Annotated in this window: 15 protein-coding genes; 7 read left to right on the forward strand and 8 right to left on the reverse strand. The window is 68.2% G+C overall.

Annotation, left to right across the window (positions count from 1 at the left end; translation table 11 throughout):
- Positions 1-64: 64 nt before the first annotated feature.
- Both NR810_RS25435 and NR810_RS25440 read right to left on the reverse strand, forming a co-directional pair.
- Positions 65-1,420, reverse strand: a complete 1,356-nt coding sequence (locus NR810_RS25435; protein WP_257456064.1) for an alkaline phosphatase family protein — start codon at positions 1,418-1,420, stop codon at positions 65-67.
- 4 nt (positions 1,421-1,424) lie between these two features.
- The gene (locus NR810_RS25440; RefSeq protein WP_257456065.1) at positions 1,425-2,084 is read right to left on the reverse strand and encodes a hypothetical protein; all 660 of its coding nucleotides are present in this window, start codon (positions 2,082-2,084) and stop codon (positions 1,425-1,427) included.
- A gap of 402 nt (positions 2,085-2,486) precedes the next feature.
- On the opposite strand from NR810_RS25440, the gene rpoH reads away from it, so the two are divergent.
- Positions 2,487-3,371, forward strand: coding sequence for an RNA polymerase sigma factor RpoH (gene rpoH / locus NR810_RS25445; protein ID WP_257456066.1), 885 nt, complete (start codon positions 2,487-2,489; stop codon positions 3,369-3,371).
- A 30-nt stretch (positions 3,372-3,401) separates the two neighbouring features.
- Here the strand turns inward: rpoH and NR810_RS25450 are convergent, their stop codons facing one another.
- From NR810_RS25450 to ptsP, 3 genes are read right to left on the reverse strand one after another with little or no spacing between them, the layout of a single operon-like run.
- Positions 3,402-5,189 (reverse strand): PTS fructose-like transporter subunit IIB, encoded by a 1,788-nt coding sequence (locus tag NR810_RS25450; RefSeq protein WP_257456068.1) that lies wholly within the window; start codon positions 5,187-5,189, stop codon positions 3,402-3,404.
- Positions 5,189-6,121, reverse strand: a complete 933-nt coding sequence (pfkB, locus tag NR810_RS25455; RefSeq protein ID WP_257456069.1) for a 1-phosphofructokinase — start codon at positions 6,119-6,121, stop codon at positions 5,189-5,191. The genes NR810_RS25450 and pfkB overlap by 1 nt, the downstream gene beginning before the upstream one ends.
- Complete coding sequence (ptsP, locus tag NR810_RS25460) at positions 6,121-8,976, reverse strand: phosphoenolpyruvate--protein phosphotransferase (RefSeq protein ID WP_257456071.1); 2,856 nt, start codon at positions 8,974-8,976, stop codon at positions 6,121-6,123. Before ptsP ends, pfkB begins: the two co-directional genes overlap by 1 nt.
- Before the next feature lie 141 nt (positions 8,977-9,117).
- Between ptsP and cra the strand changes: the two genes are divergently transcribed.
- Together cra and NR810_RS25470 are read left to right on the forward strand one after the other, a co-directional pair.
- A complete protein-coding gene (cra, locus tag NR810_RS25465) occupies positions 9,118-10,101 on the forward strand; it encodes a catabolite repressor/activator (RefSeq protein WP_257456072.1) in 984 nt (327 codons plus the stop codon).
- 213 nt (positions 10,102-10,314) lie between these two features.
- A complete protein-coding gene (locus NR810_RS25470) occupies positions 10,315-11,208 on the forward strand; it encodes a hypothetical protein (protein WP_257456074.1) in 894 nt (297 codons plus the stop codon).
- Positions 11,209-11,260: 52 nt separating this feature from the next.
- Here the strand turns inward: NR810_RS25470 and NR810_RS25475 are convergent, their stop codons facing one another.
- Both NR810_RS25475 and NR810_RS25480 read right to left on the reverse strand, forming a co-directional pair.
- Positions 11,261-13,417 carry a M13 family metallopeptidase gene (locus NR810_RS25475; protein ID WP_257456075.1) on the reverse strand — a complete coding sequence of 719 codons (2,157 nt, stop codon included), beginning with the start codon at positions 13,415-13,417 and terminating at the stop codon, positions 11,261-11,263.
- Positions 13,418-13,599: 182 nt separating this feature from the next.
- Positions 13,600-15,636, reverse strand: a complete 2,037-nt coding sequence (locus NR810_RS25480; protein WP_257456076.1) for a di-heme oxidoreductase family protein — start codon at positions 15,634-15,636, stop codon at positions 13,600-13,602.
- Positions 15,637-16,363: 727 nt separating this feature from the next.
- Here NR810_RS25480 and NR810_RS25485 point away from each other — a divergent pair.
- The 4 genes from NR810_RS25485 to NR810_RS25500 all read left to right on the forward strand — a co-directional run bounded on the left by NR810_RS25485 (position 16,364) and on the right by NR810_RS25500 (position 21,301).
- Positions 16,364-17,254, forward strand: a complete 891-nt coding sequence (locus NR810_RS25485; protein ID WP_257456077.1) for a PspC family transcriptional regulator — start codon at positions 16,364-16,366, stop codon at positions 17,252-17,254.
- A gap of 49 nt (positions 17,255-17,303) precedes the next feature.
- Positions 17,304-18,317, forward strand: a complete 1,014-nt coding sequence (locus tag NR810_RS25490; protein WP_257456078.1) for a hypothetical protein — start codon at positions 17,304-17,306, stop codon at positions 18,315-18,317.
- 115 nt (positions 18,318-18,432) lie between these two features.
- Positions 18,433-19,830: a DUF2314 domain-containing protein gene (locus NR810_RS25495; protein ID WP_257456079.1), complete on the forward strand. Its 1,398-nt coding sequence runs from the start codon at positions 18,433-18,435 to the stop codon at positions 19,828-19,830.
- A 166-nt stretch (positions 19,831-19,996) separates the two neighbouring features.
- Positions 19,997-21,301 carry a hypothetical protein gene (locus tag NR810_RS25500; protein ID WP_257456081.1) on the forward strand — a complete coding sequence of 435 codons (1,305 nt, stop codon included), beginning with the start codon at positions 19,997-19,999 and terminating at the stop codon, positions 21,299-21,301.
- Between the two features lie 30 nt (positions 21,302-21,331).
- On the opposite strand, the gene NR810_RS25505 is transcribed toward NR810_RS25500, so the two are convergent.
- Positions 21,332-22,213, reverse strand: coding sequence for a hypothetical protein (locus NR810_RS25505; RefSeq protein WP_257456082.1), 882 nt, complete (start codon positions 22,211-22,213; stop codon positions 21,332-21,334).
- Positions 22,214-22,304 lie beyond the last annotated feature (91 nt).

Consider the following 22,304-nt stretch of genomic DNA (forward strand, 5'->3'; position numbering starts at 1 on the left):
CCCGTGTGAACTGGACGCGCTTGGAGGAAACGCCTCTAGAGAGCCGGACCTTGATTATTTCGGGTCAACCCGGCTGCGTGTCAGTCGTTAACGGAGCACCCACCAGATCCGGGTACTTCGCCGATGTCGCGATGGGCCCCTCGTGCTTCAACAACTCCAGGGCGGCCAGCTGGAAGGCACGCTCGTTGGACGACCGGGGCGGCCGCTTCATCGAGGGCGTGGTCGGTCCCGGTCGTGGCGCGGGAGTGGAAATGGACCGGAGGACCGGCGCGTCGGCGAGCGCCTCGGCCACGCTCCGGATGCCTTGAGCCCTCCGGTGGTTGACCGAGGCCGAGTAATCCTCTGGACCCGATCCGAACTTCTCGGCGATCAGTTGCAGCATCGACGTGTGATCGAGATTGCCGTGGAAGGCCTTTCCCGGTTGCACCCAGGGGGAGATGATCAACCCGGGCACCCGTGGCCCCGTCGTCTTGAACCCTGTCGTGAACGTCGCCCCGGGGGGTGGAGGGTTCTCGATGGGCAGCGGCGGGACGTGATCGAAGAAGCCGCCGTGCTCGTCGTAGGTGTGGAGGAACAGCGTCCGCGCCCACTTCTCCGAATTGCTCGTGAGCGCCGTATACACCCGGTGCAGGAACAGCTCCCCATGGGCGACGAGGGCGAGCGGATGGTTGCAGTTGGCCGGCACGTCCGACCAGAAGAAGTCGAAGTAGCGCGGCTCGATGAAGATGACCTGCGGCGCCTCGTCCGGGTCCTCGCGTTGGATGTCGCGGGCGAGCTCCTCGATGGGGCGGTACTTCATCCCCACCAGTTCCTGGAACCTCCCGAACAGCAGGAAGAAGGGAGGCCCGTCATGGTAGACGCGCCACCGGATGCCCCGCTTGTTCAGCCAGTCGAAGACATGCTCCCGGTGCGGGATGAGCCTCGACCCCGTGTCCTCGATCAGCGTGGTTCCCGTGAAGGCCATGCAGCGGTTGGGTTGCGTGTCCGACGGCAGGGGAGTGAACCAGCGATCGCAGACGCAGTACTCCTTCGCCAGGAAGGACGTCATCCACGCCCCTCGCGAATCGAAGTACCCCATCGGCGGTGGCCGCTCCGCCTGATGCTGGGTGTACTGGAAGTACGCCTCGACGAAGCCCGACATGCGGTACTTCTTCCCGCTGGGGCTCCTCGCCATCTGCACGTCCACCAGGTGCCGGCTGTGCGGTGGATCCCGGATGACCGACGCCTCGTCCTCGATCAGGAAGGGCCGGTAGATGCGGTGCTGGAAGACGTTGGCGTAGCGAGGATTCGTGTCGGGCTCCCGCAGTCCGTCCACGTCCCGCGTCGGGTCCTCCAACGACAGGTGCCCGAGCATGTGGTCGAAGGATCGGTTCTCCATCATCAGGACGACAATCGTCCGGATCTCGTCGAGCGCGGCCATGGGTTCACCTCGGGCATGAGAGTTGGAGCTTGATGATCAACCGGCCATCCACCGACTCGAGCGCGTCCTCGCAGCTCTCCCCCTCCTCGAGCGGAACGCGCAGCCGCCAGAGCCCCTGGGCGGGCTGTCCCTCGAATCCCGGCGCCGCCGCGCCCTCCCCCACCGTCTCGGACACCTCGCCCTTGTGGATGACCAACGAGCGCACATTCATGTTCCTCACCTGCCCGATGCGCACGTTGGGCGAGATGTGAGCGCCGTCCAGCTGGAAGGAGGACTCCAGCCCCCCCGCCTGGGCCGAGCACGTGAAGTGGCCCTCGCCCTCCGCATCGACGATGCCGTACTCCAGGTCCTTCGGCGGGGAGAGCACCTCGCTCTCGGTCATCTCCTTCTTCAGTCCGAAGACGCGGGAGACCTCCAGGCGGAAGCGCGTGGGCCCGCTGATGGTGACCGCCTGCTTCCCCGAGTCGTCCTTCGAGCCGAGCCCCTGGACCTCGGGAGTGGCCGAGAGGCGGACGGCTCCATCCGTCTCCCAGTGCAGCGTGACCTCGTCGCCGGGACAGGCCACGGGAGGCGTCGCGGTGAACCGGTGGATCTGCGGCTTGGGGCAACCGCTCACCCCCACCGCCAACAGGAGGAACACCCCGAGCCTCGATGCCGCGCGCATACCCTTCCCCCGAGCCCACCGTCTCCCGATGGGCGGTGTCGCGCCTCGAGCGAGGGCGCTCCTGGAGAATGACGGAAGGCGCCCCTCTTTGTGATTCGGCGCCGGCCTCGACTCTCCTGTACCTGACAGGAGGGGGAGCGGACCGCCCGGCCCGCTCCGGGAGCGGCGCCACTCGGGATGATTGTCGCACCCTGGACCACACAAGGGACTGAAATCCGTGGAGTCTCCCCCGCGCGGCACCCTGTAAAAACTACCCGTCTTCAGCCTTAAGCATGGAGCTGTCTCGGTGCAAGTGCCTGGATTCGCTGGAGAACGTCCTCCCGAAGCCCTGGCATCGGCGTTGCTAAGGACATCTGGCACGCAGTCACGACGTCCCCCCGTCCTTTGCCCGAGAGACCCACCATGCAGGCCTCCTCCTCCTTCTCCTCCGTCGACTCCCTCTCCACGTACCTGTCGGAGATCAACCAGTACCCGCTGCTCTCGCAGCCCGAGGAGCAGGCCCTGGCGCGCCGCTTCCGTCAGGGTGACCTGGCGGCGGGCCACCACCTGGTGACCTCCAACCTGCGCTTCGTGGTGAAGGTGGCCTACGAGTACCGCTCCTACGGCCTGAAGATGTCCGACCTCATCCAGGAGGCGAACATCGGCCTGATGAAGGCGGTGCAGAAGTTCGATCCGGACAAGGGCATCCGCCTCATCTCCTACGCGGTGTGGTGGATCCGCGCCTACATCCAGAACTACGTGCTGAAGAACTGGAGCCTCGTGAAGCTCGGGACGACCCAGGCCCAGCGCCGGCTGTTCTTCGCCCTGGCGCGCACCCGCCGCGAGCTGGAGAAGCTCGGCGCCGGTGACGGCCACGTCGTCAACGCGGAGGAGATCGCCCGGAAGCTGAACGTGAAGGCCTCCGAGGTGCGCGAGATGGAGCAGCGCATGGGCGGGCGTGACCTGTCGCTCGACGCCCCCGTGGGCGAGGAAGGCGACGCCACGCACCTGGACTTCGTGGAGTCGGAGTCCTCCTCCCAGGCGGACGAGGTGGCCGAGCGGCAGGAGGCCGACCTCACCCGCGAGTGCATCCGCCGGGCGCTGACGCGGTTGGATCCGCGCGAGCGCTTCATCATCGAGCACCGGGTGATGGGCGACGCGGAGATGACCCTGAGCGAGCTGGGCGCGCACTTCGGCTTCTCGCGTGAGCGCGCCCGCCAGCTGGAGATCCGCGCCAAGGACAAACTCAAGGCCGAGCTCGCGGGCCTGATGGCCGAGGGCGGCCTGGACCAGGCGGCCGCCGAGTAACGAACCGGACCGGAGTCCGTCCCGCGGCGGTCAGCCCTGACTGACCGCCGCCGTCGTGCCCGGCAGCTCCACCCTGCCCGTCTTGACCAGCGCGTACCCGGCCCCCACGAACAGCGAACCGGCGGTGATGGACAGCAGGTACAGCAGCACGTGACTGACCGCGTTGGGGATCAGCAACACGAACAGTCCGCCGTGGGGAGCCATCAGGTGCACGTCGAAGTACATCGACATCGCGCCCGTCAGCGCTCCGCCCATCATGGAGATGGGAATCACCCGCAGGGGATCCTTCGCCATGAAGGGGATCGCCCCTTCGGAGATGAAGCACAGGCCCAGCACCAGTGAGGCCTTGCCCGCCTCGCGCTCCGGCTCCGAGAACTTGGCCCTGGCCATGAGGCTCGCGATGCCCATGCCGATGGGTGGCACCATGCCCGCCGCCATGATCGCGGCCATGGGACCTTGCGCTCCCGCCCCCGTCGACAGCAGACCGACCCCGAAGGTGTACGCCGCCTTGTTGACCGGGCCCCCGAGGTCGAAGCACATCATCGCGCCGAGCAGCACGCCCAGGAGGATGGCGTTGCCGGAGTTCATGTTCGTCAGGAACGTCGTGACGGCCGACATGATGGCGGCCACCGGCGTGCCGATGACGTAGATCATCACCACCCCGGTGATCAGGCTCGCCACCAGCGGGATGATGAGGATCGGCTTCAACGACTCCACGCTCGCCGGGAGCTTGACGCGGCGGCTCAGCGCCTGGGCCGAGTAGCCCGCGATGAAGCCAGCGGCGATGCCGCCGAGAAAGCCCGCGCCCAGCTCGCTCGCCAGGTAACCCCCGATCATGCCGGGGGCGATCCCGGGCCGGTCGGCGATCGAATACGCGATGTAGCCGGCGAGCAGCGGCACCATCAGCTTGAAGGCCGCACCACCGCCGATCTGCATCAGCGCCGCCGCCAGCGAGCCCTTCTCCTGGGCGGCATCGATGCCGAACACGAAGGACAGCGCGATCAACAGGCCGCCCGCGACGACCATGGGGAGCATGAAGGACACTCCCGTCAGCAGGTGCCGGTAGGGTCCACGCTGGCCCCCCGCTTCGCCACCGCCGCTCCGGGCCGCCTGCCCCTCCGCCTTGCCACCGTGGACCTGCGCCTTCTCCAGGGCATCGTGGATCGTCTGGCCCGCGTGCTTCAGCGCGGCGCCGGTGGAGGTCCGGAAGACGCGCTTGCCGGCGAACCGCGAGGGGTCGACCTCGATGTCGCAGGCCAGGATCACCACCTCCGCCTCGCGGATCTCCTCCTCTGTCAGCGCGTCCTGCGCTCCCACCGAGCCCTGCGTCTCCACGCGGATCGGATACCCGAGCCCTCGCCCGGCCTGGCTCAGCGCCTCGGCCGCCATGAACGTGTGGGCCACACCGGTCGGACAGGCGGTGACGGCCACGATCTTCTGCTTGCCCGGGGCGGACGGCTGTGGCGCGGCGGGCCCGGCCTCCGTGTCGCCAGTGGCGGCGGCCGCAGTCAACGTCGTGGCTTCCTTCTGGGCGCGCGTCAGGAACGCGTCCGGCTCCGGCAGGGCCTCCGAGATGGGCGCCTGGTGGACGCGCTTGCCAACGAACCTCGCGAGATCCACCGGCGCGCTCGCCGCGACGACGACGAGCTCCGCGGCGGCGAGCGTGGCGCTGTCCAGCGGGACGAACGGCTCGAGCTGGCTGTGCATCTCCACGGACGCCTTCCAACCGCGCCGGGCCGCGGCGCGCTCGAGGGCACGGGCGGCCAGGAAGGTCGTGGCCACGCCACTGGGGCAGGCCGTGACGAGGATCACGTTCATCAGCGCTTCTCCACGGAGGTCTGTTGTTGGAGCAGTTCGAAGTCCACGGCGGAGGGATCGCCCACGCCGACATGGCGCACGGACTCGGCGGCGAGCGCCGTCGCGAAGCGCAGGCTTCGCTCGCGCGGCCAACCGGACAGCACACCGTGCAGCGTGCCGGCCAGCAGCGTATCTCCGGCGCCCACGGTGCTGGCGACCTGGACCCGTGGCGGTACGGCCACGAGCGCGTTGCCGCGCCAGACCCAGAGCACGCCCTCGGCACCGACGGAGAGGAGCACCTCGTCCACGCCCTCGGCGTTGAGCCGCCGCGCCGCCTGGAGACGTGCATCGAAATCGTCGAGCGGGTGACCCGCCCAGTCGGCCAGCTCGGTCTCGTTGGGTTTGGCCGCCGTGGGCCGCGCCGCCAGCCCGGACACCAGTGCCGCTCCGCTGGTGTCGAGCCACACCGGAACCTGGCGCTCGCGAGCCATGCGGATGAGGCCGGCGAGCTTCTCGGGAGGAACGTTCGGCGGCAGGCTGCCGGAGAGGACGACCGCGTCGAGTCCGGGCAGCAACGAGCCCAGACGTTCGGTCAGCGCGTCCAGGGAGTGCGCTGGAATCAGGGGGCCCGGCCCGTTCAGGTCGGTGACACGCCCGTCGGGCTCGGAGAGCTTCGCGTTGATGCGCGTCTCGCCCGGCACCCGGATGAACGCGTCGCGCAGTCCGCACGCGGCGAAGGTCCGCACGAAAGCCGTCTCGTTGTCGGCGCCGAGCAGGCCGGACACGGTGACGTCATGCCCCAGCCCCACGAGCACACGCGCCACGTTGATGCCCTTGCCGGCGGCATCGAGCCGGGTGCTCTCGGTCCGGTTGACCTCCCCGAGCCGGATCGGCCCCAGACGGATCGCGAGATCCAGGGCGGGGTTCAGCGTCAGCGTCAGGACGCGGGCCATCAGGCGGCCTCCAGGGCTTCGCGCACCGCGGCGGCGGTCGGCTGCTTCAGCGCCAGCTCGGCCAGCTCTCGCGCCCGAGGCAGCGTCAGCTCGCGGATACGGGCCTTCACCAGGGGCACCCGGCGGCTGCTGACGGACAGCTCATCGACGCCCAGGCCGACCAGCACGGGAATCGCCTGTGGATCGGAGCCGAGCTCACCGCAGACGCCGACCCAGCGGCCCTCGGCATGGGCGGCCTCGACCGTGAAGCGGATGAGCCGCAGCACGCCCGGATGGAGCGCATCGGACTGCGCGGACAGCTGGGGATGGCCCCGGTCGATGGCGAGCGTGTACTGGGTGAGATCGTTGGTGCCGATCGAGAAGAAGTCAGCCTCCTTCGCGAGCGAGGGGGCGAGCAGCGCGCAGGATGGCACTTCGATCATCACGCCGAGCTGGACGTCGGTGGCCTTCACCTCGGCCTGGACCCGGTCGAAGATCGCCTTGCCCGCGCGGAACTCGTCGATGTCCTTGACCATCGGGAACATGATGCGCACCGGCCGGGTACCAGCGGCGGTCAGCAGCGCACGCAACTGCGTCTCGAGCACCTCGGGCCGCGTCAGCGTCAGACGGATACCGCGCAGACCGAGGAACGGGTTCTCCTCGTGCGGCATCGGCCAGTAGGCCAGCGGCTTGTCGCCGCCGACATCGAGCGTGCGCGCCACCAGCGGACGGCCTCCCAACGCGTCGAACGCCTCTTTGTACTCGGCGATCTGGGTCGCGAGATCCGGCGCCTGGGGATGCTCCATGAACACGAACTCGGTGCGCAACAGCCCGATGCCCTCGGCCCCCCGTTCCACGGCGTCGGCGGCATGCGCGGTGTTACCGAGGTTGGCGGCGACCTCCACGCGGTGGCCATCGAGCGTGCGCGCCTCCTCGTGGCGCCGGCCGTGGGCTGCGCGCTGGAGGCTCTCCTGCTCGGCCATGCGCCGCTCGGTGCGCTCGCGGCGGACCGGGCTGGGAGAGGCGACGACACGTCCATTCTCGCCGTCGACGATCAGCTCGACACCGGAGGTCAACGCCAGCACGCGCTCCCCCGCCCCGACGACGGCGGCGATGCCGAGCGCCCGCGCGAGGATGGCACTGTGCGAGGTGGCGCCGCCGCGCGCGGTGACGAGACCTCGCACCTTCGCCGTCTCCAGCCGCGCGACGTCGGAAGGCCCGACGTCATCGGCCACCAGGATGTAGGGATGCTCCGGCGGAGTCGGCATCTCGACGCCGCACAGCAGGCCGAGCACGCGGCGGCCGACGTCACGCAGGTCCGCGGCACGTTCGGCCAGCAGCCTGTCCGCGAGGGCCTCCTGCGCGCGCGCCGCGGTGTCGATCGCCCGCCACCAGCCCGCCTCGGCCGACGCGCCCTCGCCGATGGCCTCGAGGGCCGTATCGCGCAGGGCCGGGTCCGAGAGCATCTCCGCGTGGATCGACAGGATCTGCGAGACCTCGCCGCCGACGGTCCGCTGCACCAGGGCCTCGAGCTGCTGGCGGGCGCCCGCCAGCGCGCGATCGAGCCGTTCACGCTCGCGAGCGGAGTCGTCCGCCCGTTCGGGATAACGGAACTCCGGCATGCGCAGCACGTAGGCGGGGGCGATCGTGAGCCCCGGCGCGGCCGGGACGGCCGTCAGCGCCTCGTCAGCCGCCGGAGCGACGACCGGCTCCTTCGCGGTGACGCGAGGAGCGATCTCCTCGCGCGCCTCGGTGAGTGGCGTCACCGGCTCTCCGAGGCCACCACGTACCGCGTCGACCAGCGCCGAGACGGCCTGGGCGGCCCCCTCCCCCTCGGCCGAGAACACCAGCGTCTGGCCGCGCCGCGCGCCAAGGCTGAGGACCTGGGTCAGGCTGGTCACGGAGACGGCCTCACCCTGCCCCTCCAGCAGGCGGACACGGATCGACGCACTCTGGGCCCGGGCCACCTGCACCAGCTCCCTGGCTGGCCGCGCATGCAGACCGTGCGCGTTGAGCAGGCGGACGCGGGCTGTCTCCGCCCGCGCGGACTCGCCGGACAAGCGCGAGAGGATCTGCTCCGCGGGCAACGCATCGAGCCGCTCGCCGTCACCGCGCGACAGCAGCCCGTCGAGCCTCTCGAGCAGCGCGCGATGCGCGTCGCCATGCGCCGCCAGACAGAAGACCCCCGCCACCTCTCCCGCGTCATCACGGAGGCGCCGCTCGGGCGTCGCCAGGGCCAGGGCCGGGGACCTGACGCCGGAGGCTCCGAACGCGAGCCACAGGCCATGGCCCAGCGGCACCGGCTGCTGCCCGGCGATCGCCGCGACGAAGCTCGCTTCCACACACCCGAGGTGGCGCAAGCGCGCCGCCGCGGCCAGCGCCAGCTCCAGACGGTCTCGCAGCGGCAGGCCCAGACAGAGCGTCTCCGCGTCGAGTCTCGCCTTCTCCCGCACACGCGACAGCGTGGCGATCACATCGTCGGGGTTCTTCGCACTGGCCAGCGTCCGCGCCACGCCCTCGCGATCCAGCACGTGCGTGAGCTGGCGCAGGATGTCGAGGTGCTCGTCCGACTGCGCGGCGATCGTCACCAGCAGGTTCACCCGGGAGCCGTCGTGCCACGCGACCCCCTCGGGAAACTGCAGCACGCGCACCCCGGTGGAGCGCACGTAGCGCCTGCTCTCCGGCGTGCCGTGCGGGATGGCGATGCCGTTGCCCAGATAGGTGGAGGACTGCGCCTCGCGGGCCAGCAGCCCCTCGCCATATTCAGGCGACACGCGTCCGGCTTCGACCAGCGCCTCGGCGGCCTGGGCCAACGCCGCCTTCCAATCCGCGGCGCGGCAACCGAGCCGGACATCGTCCCGAGTCAGCGTAAGCATGGGTTGCAATCTCCTGTAACGCCGCTTATAGCCGTCGTGCTGAATCGTGTCACCTGTATACGTTGAATGCCTGGACCGTGCCCGAAATTTCCGAAACCCGGAAAACCAGGGCGCACGACGGAGCATCAGGGGAGGTTGGAGATGACCCTGGCGGACATCGCTCGCCTGGCTGGCGTCTCGAGGACGACGGCCAGCTACGTGCTCAATGGCCAGGCCGAGGCGCGCCGCATCAGTGCCACGACCGTGGAGCGGGTCCTGGCCGTGGCCAGGCACCACAACTTCCGCATCGACGCCCAGGCGGCGGCCTTGCGGCGCGGCGCCAGCCGCACGCTTGGCCTCATCGTTCCGGACCTGGAGAACACCAGCTACGCCCGGCTCGCCAAGCTGCTCGAGCAGGGAGCCAGGCGCGAGGGCTACCAGCTGCTCATCGTCGGTTCCGAGGATGATGAGCGGACCGAGCGGGAGCTCGCGTTGATGCTGCGTGCGCGGCGCTGCGATGCGCTGATCGTGGCGAGCGCGCTGCCGGCCGGGGATCCGTTCTACACGGAGTGGATGGCGGCCGGCACGCCGGTGATCGCGGTCGACCGGGCGCTGGACCCGGGGCGTTTCGTCTGCGTGATGAGCGACAACACGGTGGCCGCCGAGGAGCTGACGCGCTCGGTGCTCGACGAGCACACCCGCGGTGTCGCCTGGTTCGACGCCGTGGCCACGCTCTCGATCACCGTCGAGCGGCGTGAGGGCTTCCGGCGGGCCGTCGCGGGACGCATCGAGCACGTGCATGAGGCCACCGGAGCCCGCTATGACCGCGAGAGCGGCGCCCGGCTGATGCGCGAGCTGCTCTCCACCCACGGCCTGCCGGACGCGCTGCTCACCTCTTCGTACACGTTGATGCAGGGAGTGCTCGACGTGCTGCTCGAGTTTCCCACGGGCCTGCCGCGGACACTGCGGATGGGGACGTTCGGGGACGAGCGCCTGCTCGATTTCCTGCCGTTGCGCGTCAATTCGATTCCGCAGCGGCACGAACGCATCGCCGAGCTGACACTGGCGCGCGCGCTGGAGGCGATCCAGGGCCGGTATACGCCCGGCTGCGAGGTGGTCGCCCGCGAGCTCAAGCGCCGCCTCTAAAGACAATCTGGATCATCCAATGCTTGACGGCGCGGCCTCACACTGTCGTCCATGCCACGGGGTGCGCGTTCACGGACGACACTTCCAGGGTGAATGACGCCCCGGTGTGTATTCCTCCGAAACAAATACAGTGACACTTTCTCTTGGAGCCCACCTTCATGTCCGAGTTCTCGGGAGTGAAGCATCCAGTTCCGGGCTCTGGGGGAGAAGACCATGAAGCACCTCGAGTCGTTCGGAGTGATTCTGCTGACACTCCTGGGAGGGTGTGGCCCGGTGGAGGAGCCCGCCAACACACCCGTTGAGCCCGGCGGCATGGACATCCAGGCTCTCGAGGATGCGAATGGCCTGGCCTTCAACGGTCTGGCCTTCAACGGCCTGGCTTTCAATGGCCTGGCCTTCAACGGCCTGGCCTTCAACGGCCTGTCGAGCAGCAGTTTCTCCTCCTGGTTCCAGCAGCACCCCGCGGAATCCAACCGCTTCATGAAGTACCTGGTCCGTTGCGCCGTCCCGAACGGGCAGACTCGGACGTATACGAATGGCACGTCCACCCATGTGTGGCCCGGTCAGATGGGGCTGGCACCGGGGTGGTCGAGCGGCTTGCCAGCGACCCTGGCGGAGCAACAGGTCGTCACCGCGTGCCTGGGTGCCCTCGTCAACAAATACGGCCGCAGCGTCACCGTCTCTCTCCTGGGCACCAACGCGCAGGGACAGCACATCCCCACCACGGACTCGGAGCTGTCGAGCCATACGCAGAGGGAGGCCTGCTTCTTCGGCAATCTCTTCAACGGAGAGGGCGTCTTCGTCGGCAATGATCAGGGCATGCTGACCCCGTCGCAAAGCAGCCTGCGCGCCTGCGCTCTCTCGGGCAGCAACGAGTGCCCACCGCTCATCCATATCGGCAGCTGCCACACGAGTTGCACGCATGACCCCACGGGGACGTATTTCGCGCGGTGCACCCGGAATGGTGTCAACTACCTGCCCATCACCACCCGGATCCGCCCGCTGGACATCTACACGTGTGGGGACGGCACCTGCCAGCCCACCGAGTCCTGCGGCAACTCCGACCGCGCCAACGGCTGCAAACAGGACTGCGGCACCTGCGGTTGAGCTTCCTGGACCCACGGGGGCCCGCCATGTGTCACGGCGGGCCCTCGCGTTCCTACCAGATGCGCACGCGCTGCTCGGGGGCGAGGTAGAGCGTCTGCCCGGGAGCGGCGCCGAAGGCCTGGTACCAGGGGTCGAGGTTGCGCACGGTCGAGGCGCGGTACTCGCCCGGTGAGTGTCCGTCCGTCAGCAGGATGCGGCGGAGGGTCGGCTCGCGGTACTTGTTGCGCCAGATCTGACCGAAGCCGAGGAAGAAGCGCTGCTCACCGGAGAAGCCGTCGATCACCGGCGCCGGCCTTCCACCCAGCGACAGCCGGTAGGCGTCGTAGGAGATGGCCACACCGGCGACGTCGGCGATGTTCTCACCGAGGGTCAGCTCGCCATTCACCGCGACATCGGGCAGCGGGCGGTAGGCGCTGTACTGCGCGGCGAGCGCCTGGCCGGCGGCCTTGAACTTGTCGGCGTCCTCCTTCGTCCACCAGTTGGCCAGCTTGCCGCGAGCGTCGAACTGCGCGCCGAGGTCGTCGAAGCTGTGGATGATCTCATGCCCGATGACGGCGCCGATGCCGCCGTAGTTCACCGCCGGGTCGGCGTTCGGGTCGAAGAAGGGCGGCTGCAGGATGGCCGCCGGGAAGATGATGGAGTTCTGCTGGGGAGAGTTCAGCGCGTTCACGAGCTGCGGAACCATGAACCACTCCGACCTGTCGACTGGCTTGCCGAGCTTGTTCAGGTTGCGCCGATACTCGAAGCGGGAGGCACGCTCGGCGTTGCCGTAGGCATCCCCGCGAACGATCTCCAGCGCCGAGTAGTCACGCCACCGGTCCGGGTGGCCGATGCCGACCTGGAGGGTGGCCAGCTTCTCCTTCGCGCGAGCCTTCGTCTCCGGAGACATCCACGCCAGCGAGTCGATGCGCTGGCCGAACGCCGCGACGATGTTGCGGACCATCTTGTCCGCCTCCGCCTTGGCTTCCGGCGGGAAGTACTTCTCGACGTAGCGCTTGCCGATGGCCTCACCCAGCGCCTCGCCGGTGAAGTCGACGCCGCGCTTCCAGCGCTCGCGCAGCTGCTGCGCACCGGAGAGCACCCGGCCATTGAACGCGAAGGACTCGTCGACGAAGGCCTTGGGCAGGAAGGGCGAGGCACGCGCGATGGCGTGGAAGGCCAGGTAGTCCTTCCACGCCTGCACGGGCGCGCTACCGACGAGCCGCGCGATCCCCGTCACCGCGCTCGGCTGCCAGATGATGAGCTCGCGCTGCTGTCCGAGGCCCGCGGCGCCGAGGTAGGCGTCCCAGTCGAGGCCGGGCGCGCGCCGCGCGAGCTCCTCCCGGCTCCAGGGGTTGTTGGTCTTGGCCACGTCCTGCGTGTCCACCTGGGCCCAGTGGACCCGCGCGATGTCGCGCTCGAGCTCGAAGACGCGGCGGGCCCTGGCCTCCACGTCGGTGAGGCCCGCCAGGCGCAACAGGTTGGCGATGTACTGCTGGTACTGCTTGCGCACCTCCACGAATCTGGGGTTGTCGACGAGGTAGTAGTCGCGATCCGGCAGGCCCAGACCGCCCTGCAACAGATAGGCGGCGTAGCGCGACGGGTCGTTCAGGTCCTCGGCCACCCAGAGACCCAGGAGCCGGTCCGTGGAGACATCGCCCATGTTGAGCGGATCGACGTCGGCGCGCAGCGTGTCTCCGAGGGCGGCGGCGAGCTCGCGCCGGGTGGTGATGGCCGCGATGCGACCGAGCTCGGGCTGGAGCGGTGACACGCCCCTGGCCTCGATGGCCGCCTCGTCCATGAAGCTCGCGAAGGCGTCGCCCATCTTGCGGACCTCGCTGCCCTCGGGCGCGTTGGCGCTCGCGGCTTCCTCGATCAGCGCGCGCGTGCGGAGGCTCGCCTCTTCCGCGAGCTTCGTGAACATGCCGTAGCTGGGCCGGTCCGCGGGGATCTCCGTCTTCTCGAGCCACTTGCCATTGACGAAGCGGTAGAAGCTGTCTCCAGGCGCGACGGAGGGGTCCATCCCCGCGGTATCGACACCGAAGCTGCCGTAGGTGGGCTTCGGGGAAGAAGCCGGAGTGGCCGTGGCCGCGGGAGGCGGCGTCACGGGCGCCGGTCCGGCCGCCTTGTCCATCGGAGCGGAAGTCGCACACGCGGCGAACAAGGCGGATGCACTGGCCGTGAGCACCACGCGCGCGGCACCCGGGATACGTCGGTTCTGAGATGTCATATGGAAGGCGAGCCCCTGAACGGAAGTCGGGCCCCAACACCCCGCGCCCCGGCCCATTCCCTTCAATCTTGCGGCTACGCACCGCGCTGAAGGGCTTCCGGGGCGAGTCTCGCTTCCGGACCTTCTTCTACGATGAGAACGGGCTGGAGACGCGAGAGTCTCCAGCCCGTTTCACTGTCAGGTCACAGCGACTCGAGGAAGGCGATCACGGCCGCGCGCTCTTCCGGCGTGAACGCCTCGAACAACTGGCGGCTGGCGGTCGCTTCGCCGCCGTGCCAGACAATGGCCTCGGTCAGGGTGCGGGCGCGGCCGTCGTGCAGGTAGCGCACGTTCTGCACGCCACCCTGCACGTACTTCAGCGACCCCACGCCCCACAGCGGCGCCGTGCGCCACATGCTCGGGCCGGCCTGGCCCTCGGTCAGCGTGTCGGCCAGCTCCGGACCCATGTCGTGCAGCAGCAGATCGGTGTACGGGCGGATGGTCTGGTTGCGCAGCTCGGCGAACGGGTGGGTGTTGCCCGTGTTCATCTGCGGGGTGTGGCAGGAGGTGCAACGGGCCTGGGCGAAGAGCGCACTGCCGCGCTCGATGAGCTGCGGGTTCACATTGTGCTCCGGCGAGACGCGGATGCCCTCGGGGTAGCCGCTGCGCAGGCTGCGCTGGGCCGGCACACCGACCAGGGACAGGTAGTCCGACATGCGCTGCAGCTCCGTCTCCGACACCGCCGTGGAGGCGGTGCTGGCGCGGCAGTCGGGCGCGCCCTGCTGGCAGCTGCGCGACGGGAACACGGGCGAGGTGACGCCCATGTCCTTGACGAGCGCATCGCCCACCTGGTGACGCAGGCTCGCCTTGGTGGCCTTCCAGCCGAAGCGGCCGAGGTGCACCTTGCCGGTCTCGGGATCATTCACCCAGTGCGGCACACCGCGCACGCCATCGCCATTCGCGTCATTGGGATCGGCCAGCGCCAGGATGGTGGGCTCGGCCACGGCCTCCAGCAGGCCCATGCCGATGACCTGCGGGGCCTGCCGCACGGAGTAGAGCGACGGCACCGGCCCCTTGAAGGTGTAGACGGGCTTGACCAGCTCGACCTGCTCGCCACCGGCCAGCGTGCGCACCGTCTTCTCGTAGGACGCCACGCTGACCCCGTAGTCGGGGGCGGTCGTGGAGGCGGCCCGCTGCTGCACGTTCAGGCCATAGGTGGGGTCTGGCAACACGGTGCCGTTGGCGCCCACGACACCGGTGAGCACCGACAGGGTGTCGAGCCGCGCACCCAGGACCGGAGCGGGGCTGCGGCCGTTGGCCGTGTGGCACTCGATGCAGCGCGCCTGGTTGTAGCGCGGGCCCAGCTGCCCCACGTGCTCGGTGAACACCGGGTTGGTGTTCGGGTGCTCGGAGTGCTTGCCATCGGCGAACGAGGTGTGGAACAGGCGGCGTCCCTGCACGAACCGCTTGGTGTTGCCGATGCCGATGTTGTTGGCCATCTGCTGGAACACCCGGTGCGGCTCTTCCGAGTAGTTGTAGGACACGCTGGCCTGTCCACCCAGCAGCGTGGAGTCAGGCAGGGGTTCGGAATCCAGGTTGGGGACGATGCCGTACCAGGGGCGCAATCCCTTGCCCACCACGTAGAGCTGCTCGAACGAGTAGTAGCGCTCACCACCGCCGTCGATGGCGGGGCTCTGCAGGCGCGGCGCGGGGGCCAGCTCGATCTTGTCGCCAATCTTCAGCGGGCTGTGCGGGGACGTACGCCAGTTCGACGTGAAGGACATCTTGCACGTGCGCTGACCCGCGTGGCAGATGGGCTTGTTGCCCTCTTCTGGATTATTGAAGCCGTAGTTCAGCGACCAGCCAAAGTCTCGCACATTGGGATTGTTGATGTTGCGGAACAGGCTGAAGGTGGTGCCATTGAACGTGCCGTCATTGACGTGCAGGATCACCTCGATGCGCTGACGGCCGGCGGGCACTTCGTCACGGATTTCGAGACCGAATGTCCGGTTCTGGAAATAGAAGGTGGGAAAGGTGAAGTACCGCCCCGGGCCTACGTCGGGGGCGTCCCAGGCTTCGCCGCGTTCACGCGCATGGCGCTCGGTGGGCCGAGCACCCATGAAGGTGACGAGGGTACCGTCGGGCTCGGTGTACTGGAGCTGCTCGACGATGGGCGTATCGGCCGCGTAGAGCGGCGTGTAGTCGGCCATGACGCCAGTGCCGAGCGGAGCGGGCGTCACCGGGACGTTGGGCGTTCCAGGCGCCGCGGGCGGGGAGGACCCGCCAGAGGAGACAATGTCTCCGCCATTACCGCCGCAAGCCGTCAACGAGACGACAGCGGCAAACACGGTCGCCAGTGCTGATGCGGATGGGCGGCCAGACGAATCGAGAGAAGGGGGTGTCGATTTCGTGGAGCTCATGAGGGGGGGCTTCTTTGGTGGGGGCTCATGCATCAGCATTCATAGCATAATGCTGACAGCGATGCGATGGATTGAGCACACCGCATGCCCGCATGCTCCCACTCGCCAATCCTTACGATCTGGGAATGGCTCTCATCCTCGACACGCAGCCTGCCCAAAGGCTGCCGCAACGCCGCTCATCGTGGTGTCTTGTCCGAAGAGGGTGGGGTGTCCGCGATGACGTTGCGGCTGGCGGTTGGCGATGAGAATGCCACTCCGGCTCCGCCGTCAGGATTGCCAGGGTTGGGAGCGCGAATGCGTTCTCCCAGCCAGGTTTCGCGGGGGAGCCTGGTGACAGCAGTCACCACTGGTGACTGGGGTCACCCGGGGCGCTGGTGACGACGCTCACCCCCCAGGGGCTCGCGAGGCCATCTCCTCCGCGTAACTCCGCGAAAGTACGTTCAAATCCGGGCCTGCCCGCCCTGGCACGAGCGCTGCAATGAAGCCTTCACGTCAAGGCACTCCCCCTCTCTCGGCAACAAGCCCCGTTTTCTCAGGAGATACGACCATGCGTCTCGGAAAAACCCCCAAGTTCACGCTCCCCGACTTCAAGAGCTCGCCCAAGGCCCCCAAGACCAACAAGCCCGACATCACCCCCAAGCCCTCTCCTCGCCCGGACATCAACGGCAACATCCCTGGCAAGAAGCCCGACACCACCCCCAAGTTCTCTCCTCGCCCGGACATCAACGGCAACATCCCTGGCAAGAAGCCCGACACCACCCCCAAGTTCTCTCCTCGCCCGGACATCAACGGCAACATCCCTGGCAAGAAGCCTGACTTCAACCTCGACGGGTTCTCGCCGGGCAATGGGCTGAACAACCTCAAACCGAACCGCTTCGGAAGCCTCGGCAATGGTCTCTCGGCCGTGGGTGACGTCGTCGGCGGAGTGGCGAGCGGAGCGATGGGCCTTGCCGGCGCGGGGCTCGAGGCGGCCAGCATGTTGCCTGGCGCGCTGGGCATGATGGACCCGTTCGCGGCGGGTGTTCTGCCCCCGGAGCTGGCCGGTGGTCCGATGATGGATCCGTACGCTACCGCGGGTCTGCCCCCGGAGCTGGCCGGTGGTCCGATGATGGACCCGTACGCTGCCGGTGGTCCGATGATGGACCCGTACGCGACCGCGGGTCTGCCCTCGCAGCTGGCCGCTGGTCCGATGATGGACCCGACGATGGATCCGACCGCGCTCCAGCAGTCGGACCTCGGGAACATTCTCAACTCGGTGGCCCACGCGATCAGCACCGCGACCCAGGCCCTCGAGACCGTGAAGGGACTCGTGGGTGAGAACACCGCCACGGTTGCCCAACCCCTGCTGAAGATGGCCGCCGAGAAGCTGCCCGTTGCGAGGGAGCTCACCGCCCCGCTGACTCGGCTCCAGGATTCCCAGGGTATCGACGTGGTCTGATTTCCAGGCTCGGTAACTCCCAGGCAACTCCAAGGCAAACGGTGCACCCATGACCATCCGATTTCGACCCCGAGTCAATGTTCCCCTGCCGACGAGCATCAACGACAAGTCCTCGGTCGGTGCACCGGTGAAGGCCAACCCCCTCCAGCGCGCGAACGAGCCACACACCGGGCGGACTCCGGGAATCACCGACGGCTTCGAGGGCCCGGTCCGCTCGAACAGGCCCCAGCGCCCGGAACTGGCTGGAACCCTGGCGGAAATGCGAGTCCCCGTGGGGCAGGCCATGGGCCCCGCGTTGTCGTCAGGCAAGCACAGCACCACCGCGGCCCAGACGCTCGACCTGAAGAATCCCCTCTCCCATCCCGATGCGCCGCAATTCCAGAATGCCTTCACCGCGCTCGGCATGAACGAGGCGAAGACCGCGGAGGTCTGGGGCGACATCCTCCATGGCGTGAAGCGCCAGGAGGAGATCAGGGCCAACGTCAAGGAGAGCCGGACCACCCCCTGGACCGCGGACAAACCCATCCCGGACAAGTCCAACCCGCACTACGAGAAGGTCGCCCACGAGCTGGGCCCCTACCTGCGCATCGAGGAGGGCCAGGGGCCGCTGGCGCTCTGGTCGGGCGGCTACGATGTGAGCAAGCACGCCCAGCTCAACGGGTACACCACCCTGGAAAGCACCCCGGCCGGCCGGGTCCTCTCGGGGCTGGAGATCTACAAGGACCCCAAGGCCGTCACGCCGATGTGGAATCACCTCTCCGAGGAGTTCGTGAAGCAGAACCCGGAGGGCCCGGCGCACGCCTTCATGCGCACCCATGATCCGACGAGCGTGCTCTATCGCCAGGAGATCCAGACCCTCGAGAAGTTCTCGCCCGATCGGCCCGTGACCTGGCATCCCCTCGTGGGCGACACGCTGAAGGACTTCCAGGCCGTCCAGCCGAACAAGACGCTCGGCCCCGACTCGGCGTATTCCAGTGAGGCGCAGGCCCGCAAGGACCTGAAGGACTACCTCTCCCAGACGAACAGCGAGAGCTTCTCGGCCCACGCCATGAAGCTCCTCTGAGGGGCCTGGGAGATCCGCCAGGAGACCGGGCGAACAAGGACGCATTGGAGCTGGAGCCGCACCCGGGAACCGGGATACTGGGGGCGCCAAACGCCCTCCACACCTGGAGTCCCTCATGTTCCCGCCTCGCGCGCCCGTGGCGCGTCTGCTCGGTGTCCTGCTGTTCTCCCTGACTGCCCTGGCGCACGCGGCCGGGCCGAGCCCCAAGGCCCCCACCACCGCGTCCCCCAAGGCTCCGGGAACACCGTTCCCCCAGGAGGTGCTGCACGCCTCGGAGCTCTTCTACTCGGTGCTGCTGTTCCACCCGGCGGAGCCGAAGGGCAACGTGGTGGCCAGCGCGAACGCGCTGCTGGCCGCGAAGTACCGGGAGCTGAGCGGCGCGTGGAAGCCCGGCGCGCCGGCGCCCGAGGTCGTCATCGAGGCGGTGCCGTGGGACAAGCTGGATCCGATCAACGAGGAGCACCTGCGCTACTTCGGCGGAAAGGTGGAGCCCGAGGATCGCAAGCGGCTGATGGGCGCGAAGCACGCGACGGCGCTCAACTTCCACATCCCGTTCGCGAAGCGCCACGAGTCGCTGCTGGCGGCCATGCGCTTCGCGCACCAGTTCGCCACCGAGCAGAAGGCCATCCTGTGGGACGCCGAGACACGCGAGTACTTCTCGCCCAAGCGCTGGAAGGAGACGCGGGTGGACGGCTGGACCGGAGCGGTCCCCTCGCTGCCCTCCCACATCACGATGCACGTATATGCCGACGGTGGGGCCCAGCGGATGGTCACCCTCGGGATGGTGAAGCTGGGCCTGCCGGATCTGGTCGTGGAGCAGGTGCCGGGCTCGATGACGACCGAGATGGGGAAGCTCGTCAACGCCGTGGCGCAGTTGCTCACCGAGGGGCTGGAGCCCGCGAAGAACGGTGAGCTGACGGTGGACGTGACGCGCGTGAAGGACGCCCGGGTGCAGCGCATGGTCACGGCGGATGATCCGAAGACGGCGCGGCGCAACACGAAGCTGTGGGCCATCGAGGGCCGCCGGGACAATGGAGACCCGGAGAACCCGCTGCTGGAGATCACCTTTCCGGGGAGCGGCTCGGCACACGAGCGGCAACTGGCGGCGCTCGACGCGCTGTTCGGCAAGAAGCCGGACAACATCACCGCCGCGCCCCCGGGAGACCCCGAGCTGGAGGCGGTGGCCCGCAAGGCGCGCGCCCGGCTCAACGAGCTGCGCCCTCGCATCGCCAAGGGGCTGCATCCGCCCGAGGTGCTCCTGGTGAAGGCGGGCTTCCGCACGGATGACGACAACCTCGAGTACATGTGGATGGAGGTCGTCACGTGGGAGAAGGACCGGCTGAAGGGAACGCTGGCCAACGAGCCGTTCAACGTGAGCCGCCTGCGCCGGGGCTCGCCGGTGGACGTGGCCGAGTCGGAGGTGCAGGACTACCTCTATATGAGCCCCAACGGCACGCGCGAGGGCGGTGAGAGCAGCACCATCCTCATGCGCCGCGAACAACAGGGCCGGTAGGCGGGGACGCCAGGATCGTCCAGGTGTTACCGACGGTAACGGAGGTTACGAAATCACACTGGACGCGGTGCGGCAGTCTGGGACGGATAGAGAGGGGACCCTATGGTACGGAGGTTGCGTTCGCCGCCTCCAGGCATCCGTTGACCCCAACAACCCCAGGGAAGCCATGAAGAATGCTCGACTTGCCGCACTGATCGTCTCGGGAGGAATCTGCTCGGCCACCCACGCACTGGCCCAGACCCCGGGCACCGGTGATGCCACCCCTCCGGCCGCCAACCAGCCCGCCCCGGCCCCGACTCCGCCCCCGGCCGCCGCCACGCCTCCAGCGCCGGCCGCCGCCGGGGACGACGAGAACATCTTCCGGTTCTACGGCACGCTCAACCCGCGCTTCATCATCACCGACAGCGCGGTGGAGTCCTTCAACCAGCCCAACGCCTCGGCCATCACCGCCGCGGGCAACCCCGCCTACTCCAACTTCCCGAACGCGACCCGCCACACCTTCCAGGTGGCACAGTCGCGCGTGGGGTTCTGGCTCAACGAGAAGGGCCCCCTGAGGGCGCAGCTCGAAATCGACTTCGTGGATTTCACCAAGGCCACCCCCACCGTCGCCAGCCTGCCCCGCCTGCGTCTGGCGCACGTGGACTACACCTTCCACCCCGGCCACACCGTGTCCCTGGGGCAGGATTGGGATCTACACGCCCCCATCAATCCGCACGGCATCAACCTGGTGGGCGCGCTCTTCCAGGCGGGCAACAGCGGCTTCATGCGCCAGCAGTTCAAATACCTCTACAGCACGCCGAGCCTCGAGCTGGCAGCGGCGGTGGGCTTCCCCGCCCCCAACGTGACGGCCAAGGACGCGGTCCTCGAGATTGGCGCCCTGCCCACCCTGGCGGTACGCGGCACCTACAAGTTCGGCAAGAGCCGGGTCGGCGCATCGGCGATCGCCACGCGGCTTCCCTTCAACTTCAGGGCCGCGGACCAGCGCTACGCCGCCGCCTTCGCCGCCACGCTCTTCTCCGAGCTCGCGCCCGCCGACACCACCAACATCCGCGTGGAGCTCAACTACGGGCAGAACTCCGCCAACCTGGGCCTGCTGACGCTGGCGCAGGGCCGAGCCAGTGAGGACATGCGGGAGCTGGGCGGCTACGTCTCGGTCCGCCAGGTGTTGACGGGCATGCACGCCGTCTACGGCATGGCGGGCTACCAGAAGGTGCTCGAGCCCTCGAAGGTGGTGCCCAGCTACGACATCCCCGCCACCGGAGGCGCGACCCTCTCGGGCACCGGTCCGGGAATGGTGCACAACGGCACGGTGCGCCTGGGCTACGAGCTCAAGCCCAACCGCCGGCTGGCCTTCGTGCTGGAGGGTTTCCTCTTCCAGTCGCACTTCCAGCTGCAAGCGGCGGACGCGGCGCGTTTCGACCCGGATCGCACCGCGCTGGGCCTCGAGACGGGCGCCATCCTGAGCTTCTGAGCGAGGGCCTCCGGCGCCTTCCGGAGGTCCCTACCACTCACGTTCCTTGGAGAGATTCGTGTACGAGCACGTGAAGTGGAAGAAGAACATGAGAACGAGCGTCACCAGGACCCTGAACTGCTGCTCACCGATGCTGGAGAAGCCATAGGCGCCGGTTCGACGGTTGTAGGTGAACGTAGCGGCGTTGAGCTCTTCCTTCAGCGACAGCTGCTTGATCTTGACGCCGCCCTTCACCGGAATGGCGGATTTGATGTCCTCGCCGCGGCGTTTCTGTGGAGGGCGAGCGGGCAAGGCCATGGTGCCGCCCATGGGGTACTGGAGAGCGAAGGGATCCACGCCCTCCAGTACCGTCGTGGGCCGGGTGAGCGGAATCCCCGTGTCGAGGCTGAACTTGAGACCGCCCGCGATCGAGATGTCGGCGAGGTGGATCTCGATGCGGTCGATGTACTCTTCGTAGACGGCCGAGTAGAGGATCTTGAGCTGGCCGTTGAAGGGCACCCATCCGGTCTTGGGCGTGATGCTCAGCGTACCAACGAGCTTCATCGCACAGGTCCGGATCGGATCGGTCGGCCGCCACGGACGTACACCGCCGGTCAAGTCATCCTTCGTGTTCCAGATCTCCAGCTGGGCTCCCGTGTAGTCTCCCCACAGCGCGTCCTGGAGCTCTCCCAGGCCGTTGTTCACGACATTGGCCACCACACCGCTCACACCCTCCCGCTTTGGCTTCTTGAAGTTGTAGCTGAGCGAGGCGTTGCATTTGAACTTGATATCCAGATAGGAATTGATCAGCTCGGTCAACGATGAGGTTGGGAAGATCCGGCCGAGATACTCTCGGGCGATGTACTTGCCGACGTCATCGAGCTTGACGCTGACCTTCGCGCCGCCGCCCGTGGTGGTGACGGAGATCTTCATCCCGAAGAGCTCGAACGGAATCGTGGCGCTTGGCACGCGGATGACGCGACCACCGGGGAGTATCAACATGGCGCTTGCTCTCCTTGCTCAG

The organism is Archangium lipolyticum, from assembly GCF_024623785.1.
Lineage (GTDB): Bacteria > Myxococcota > Myxococcia > Myxococcales > Myxococcaceae > Archangium > Archangium lipolyticum.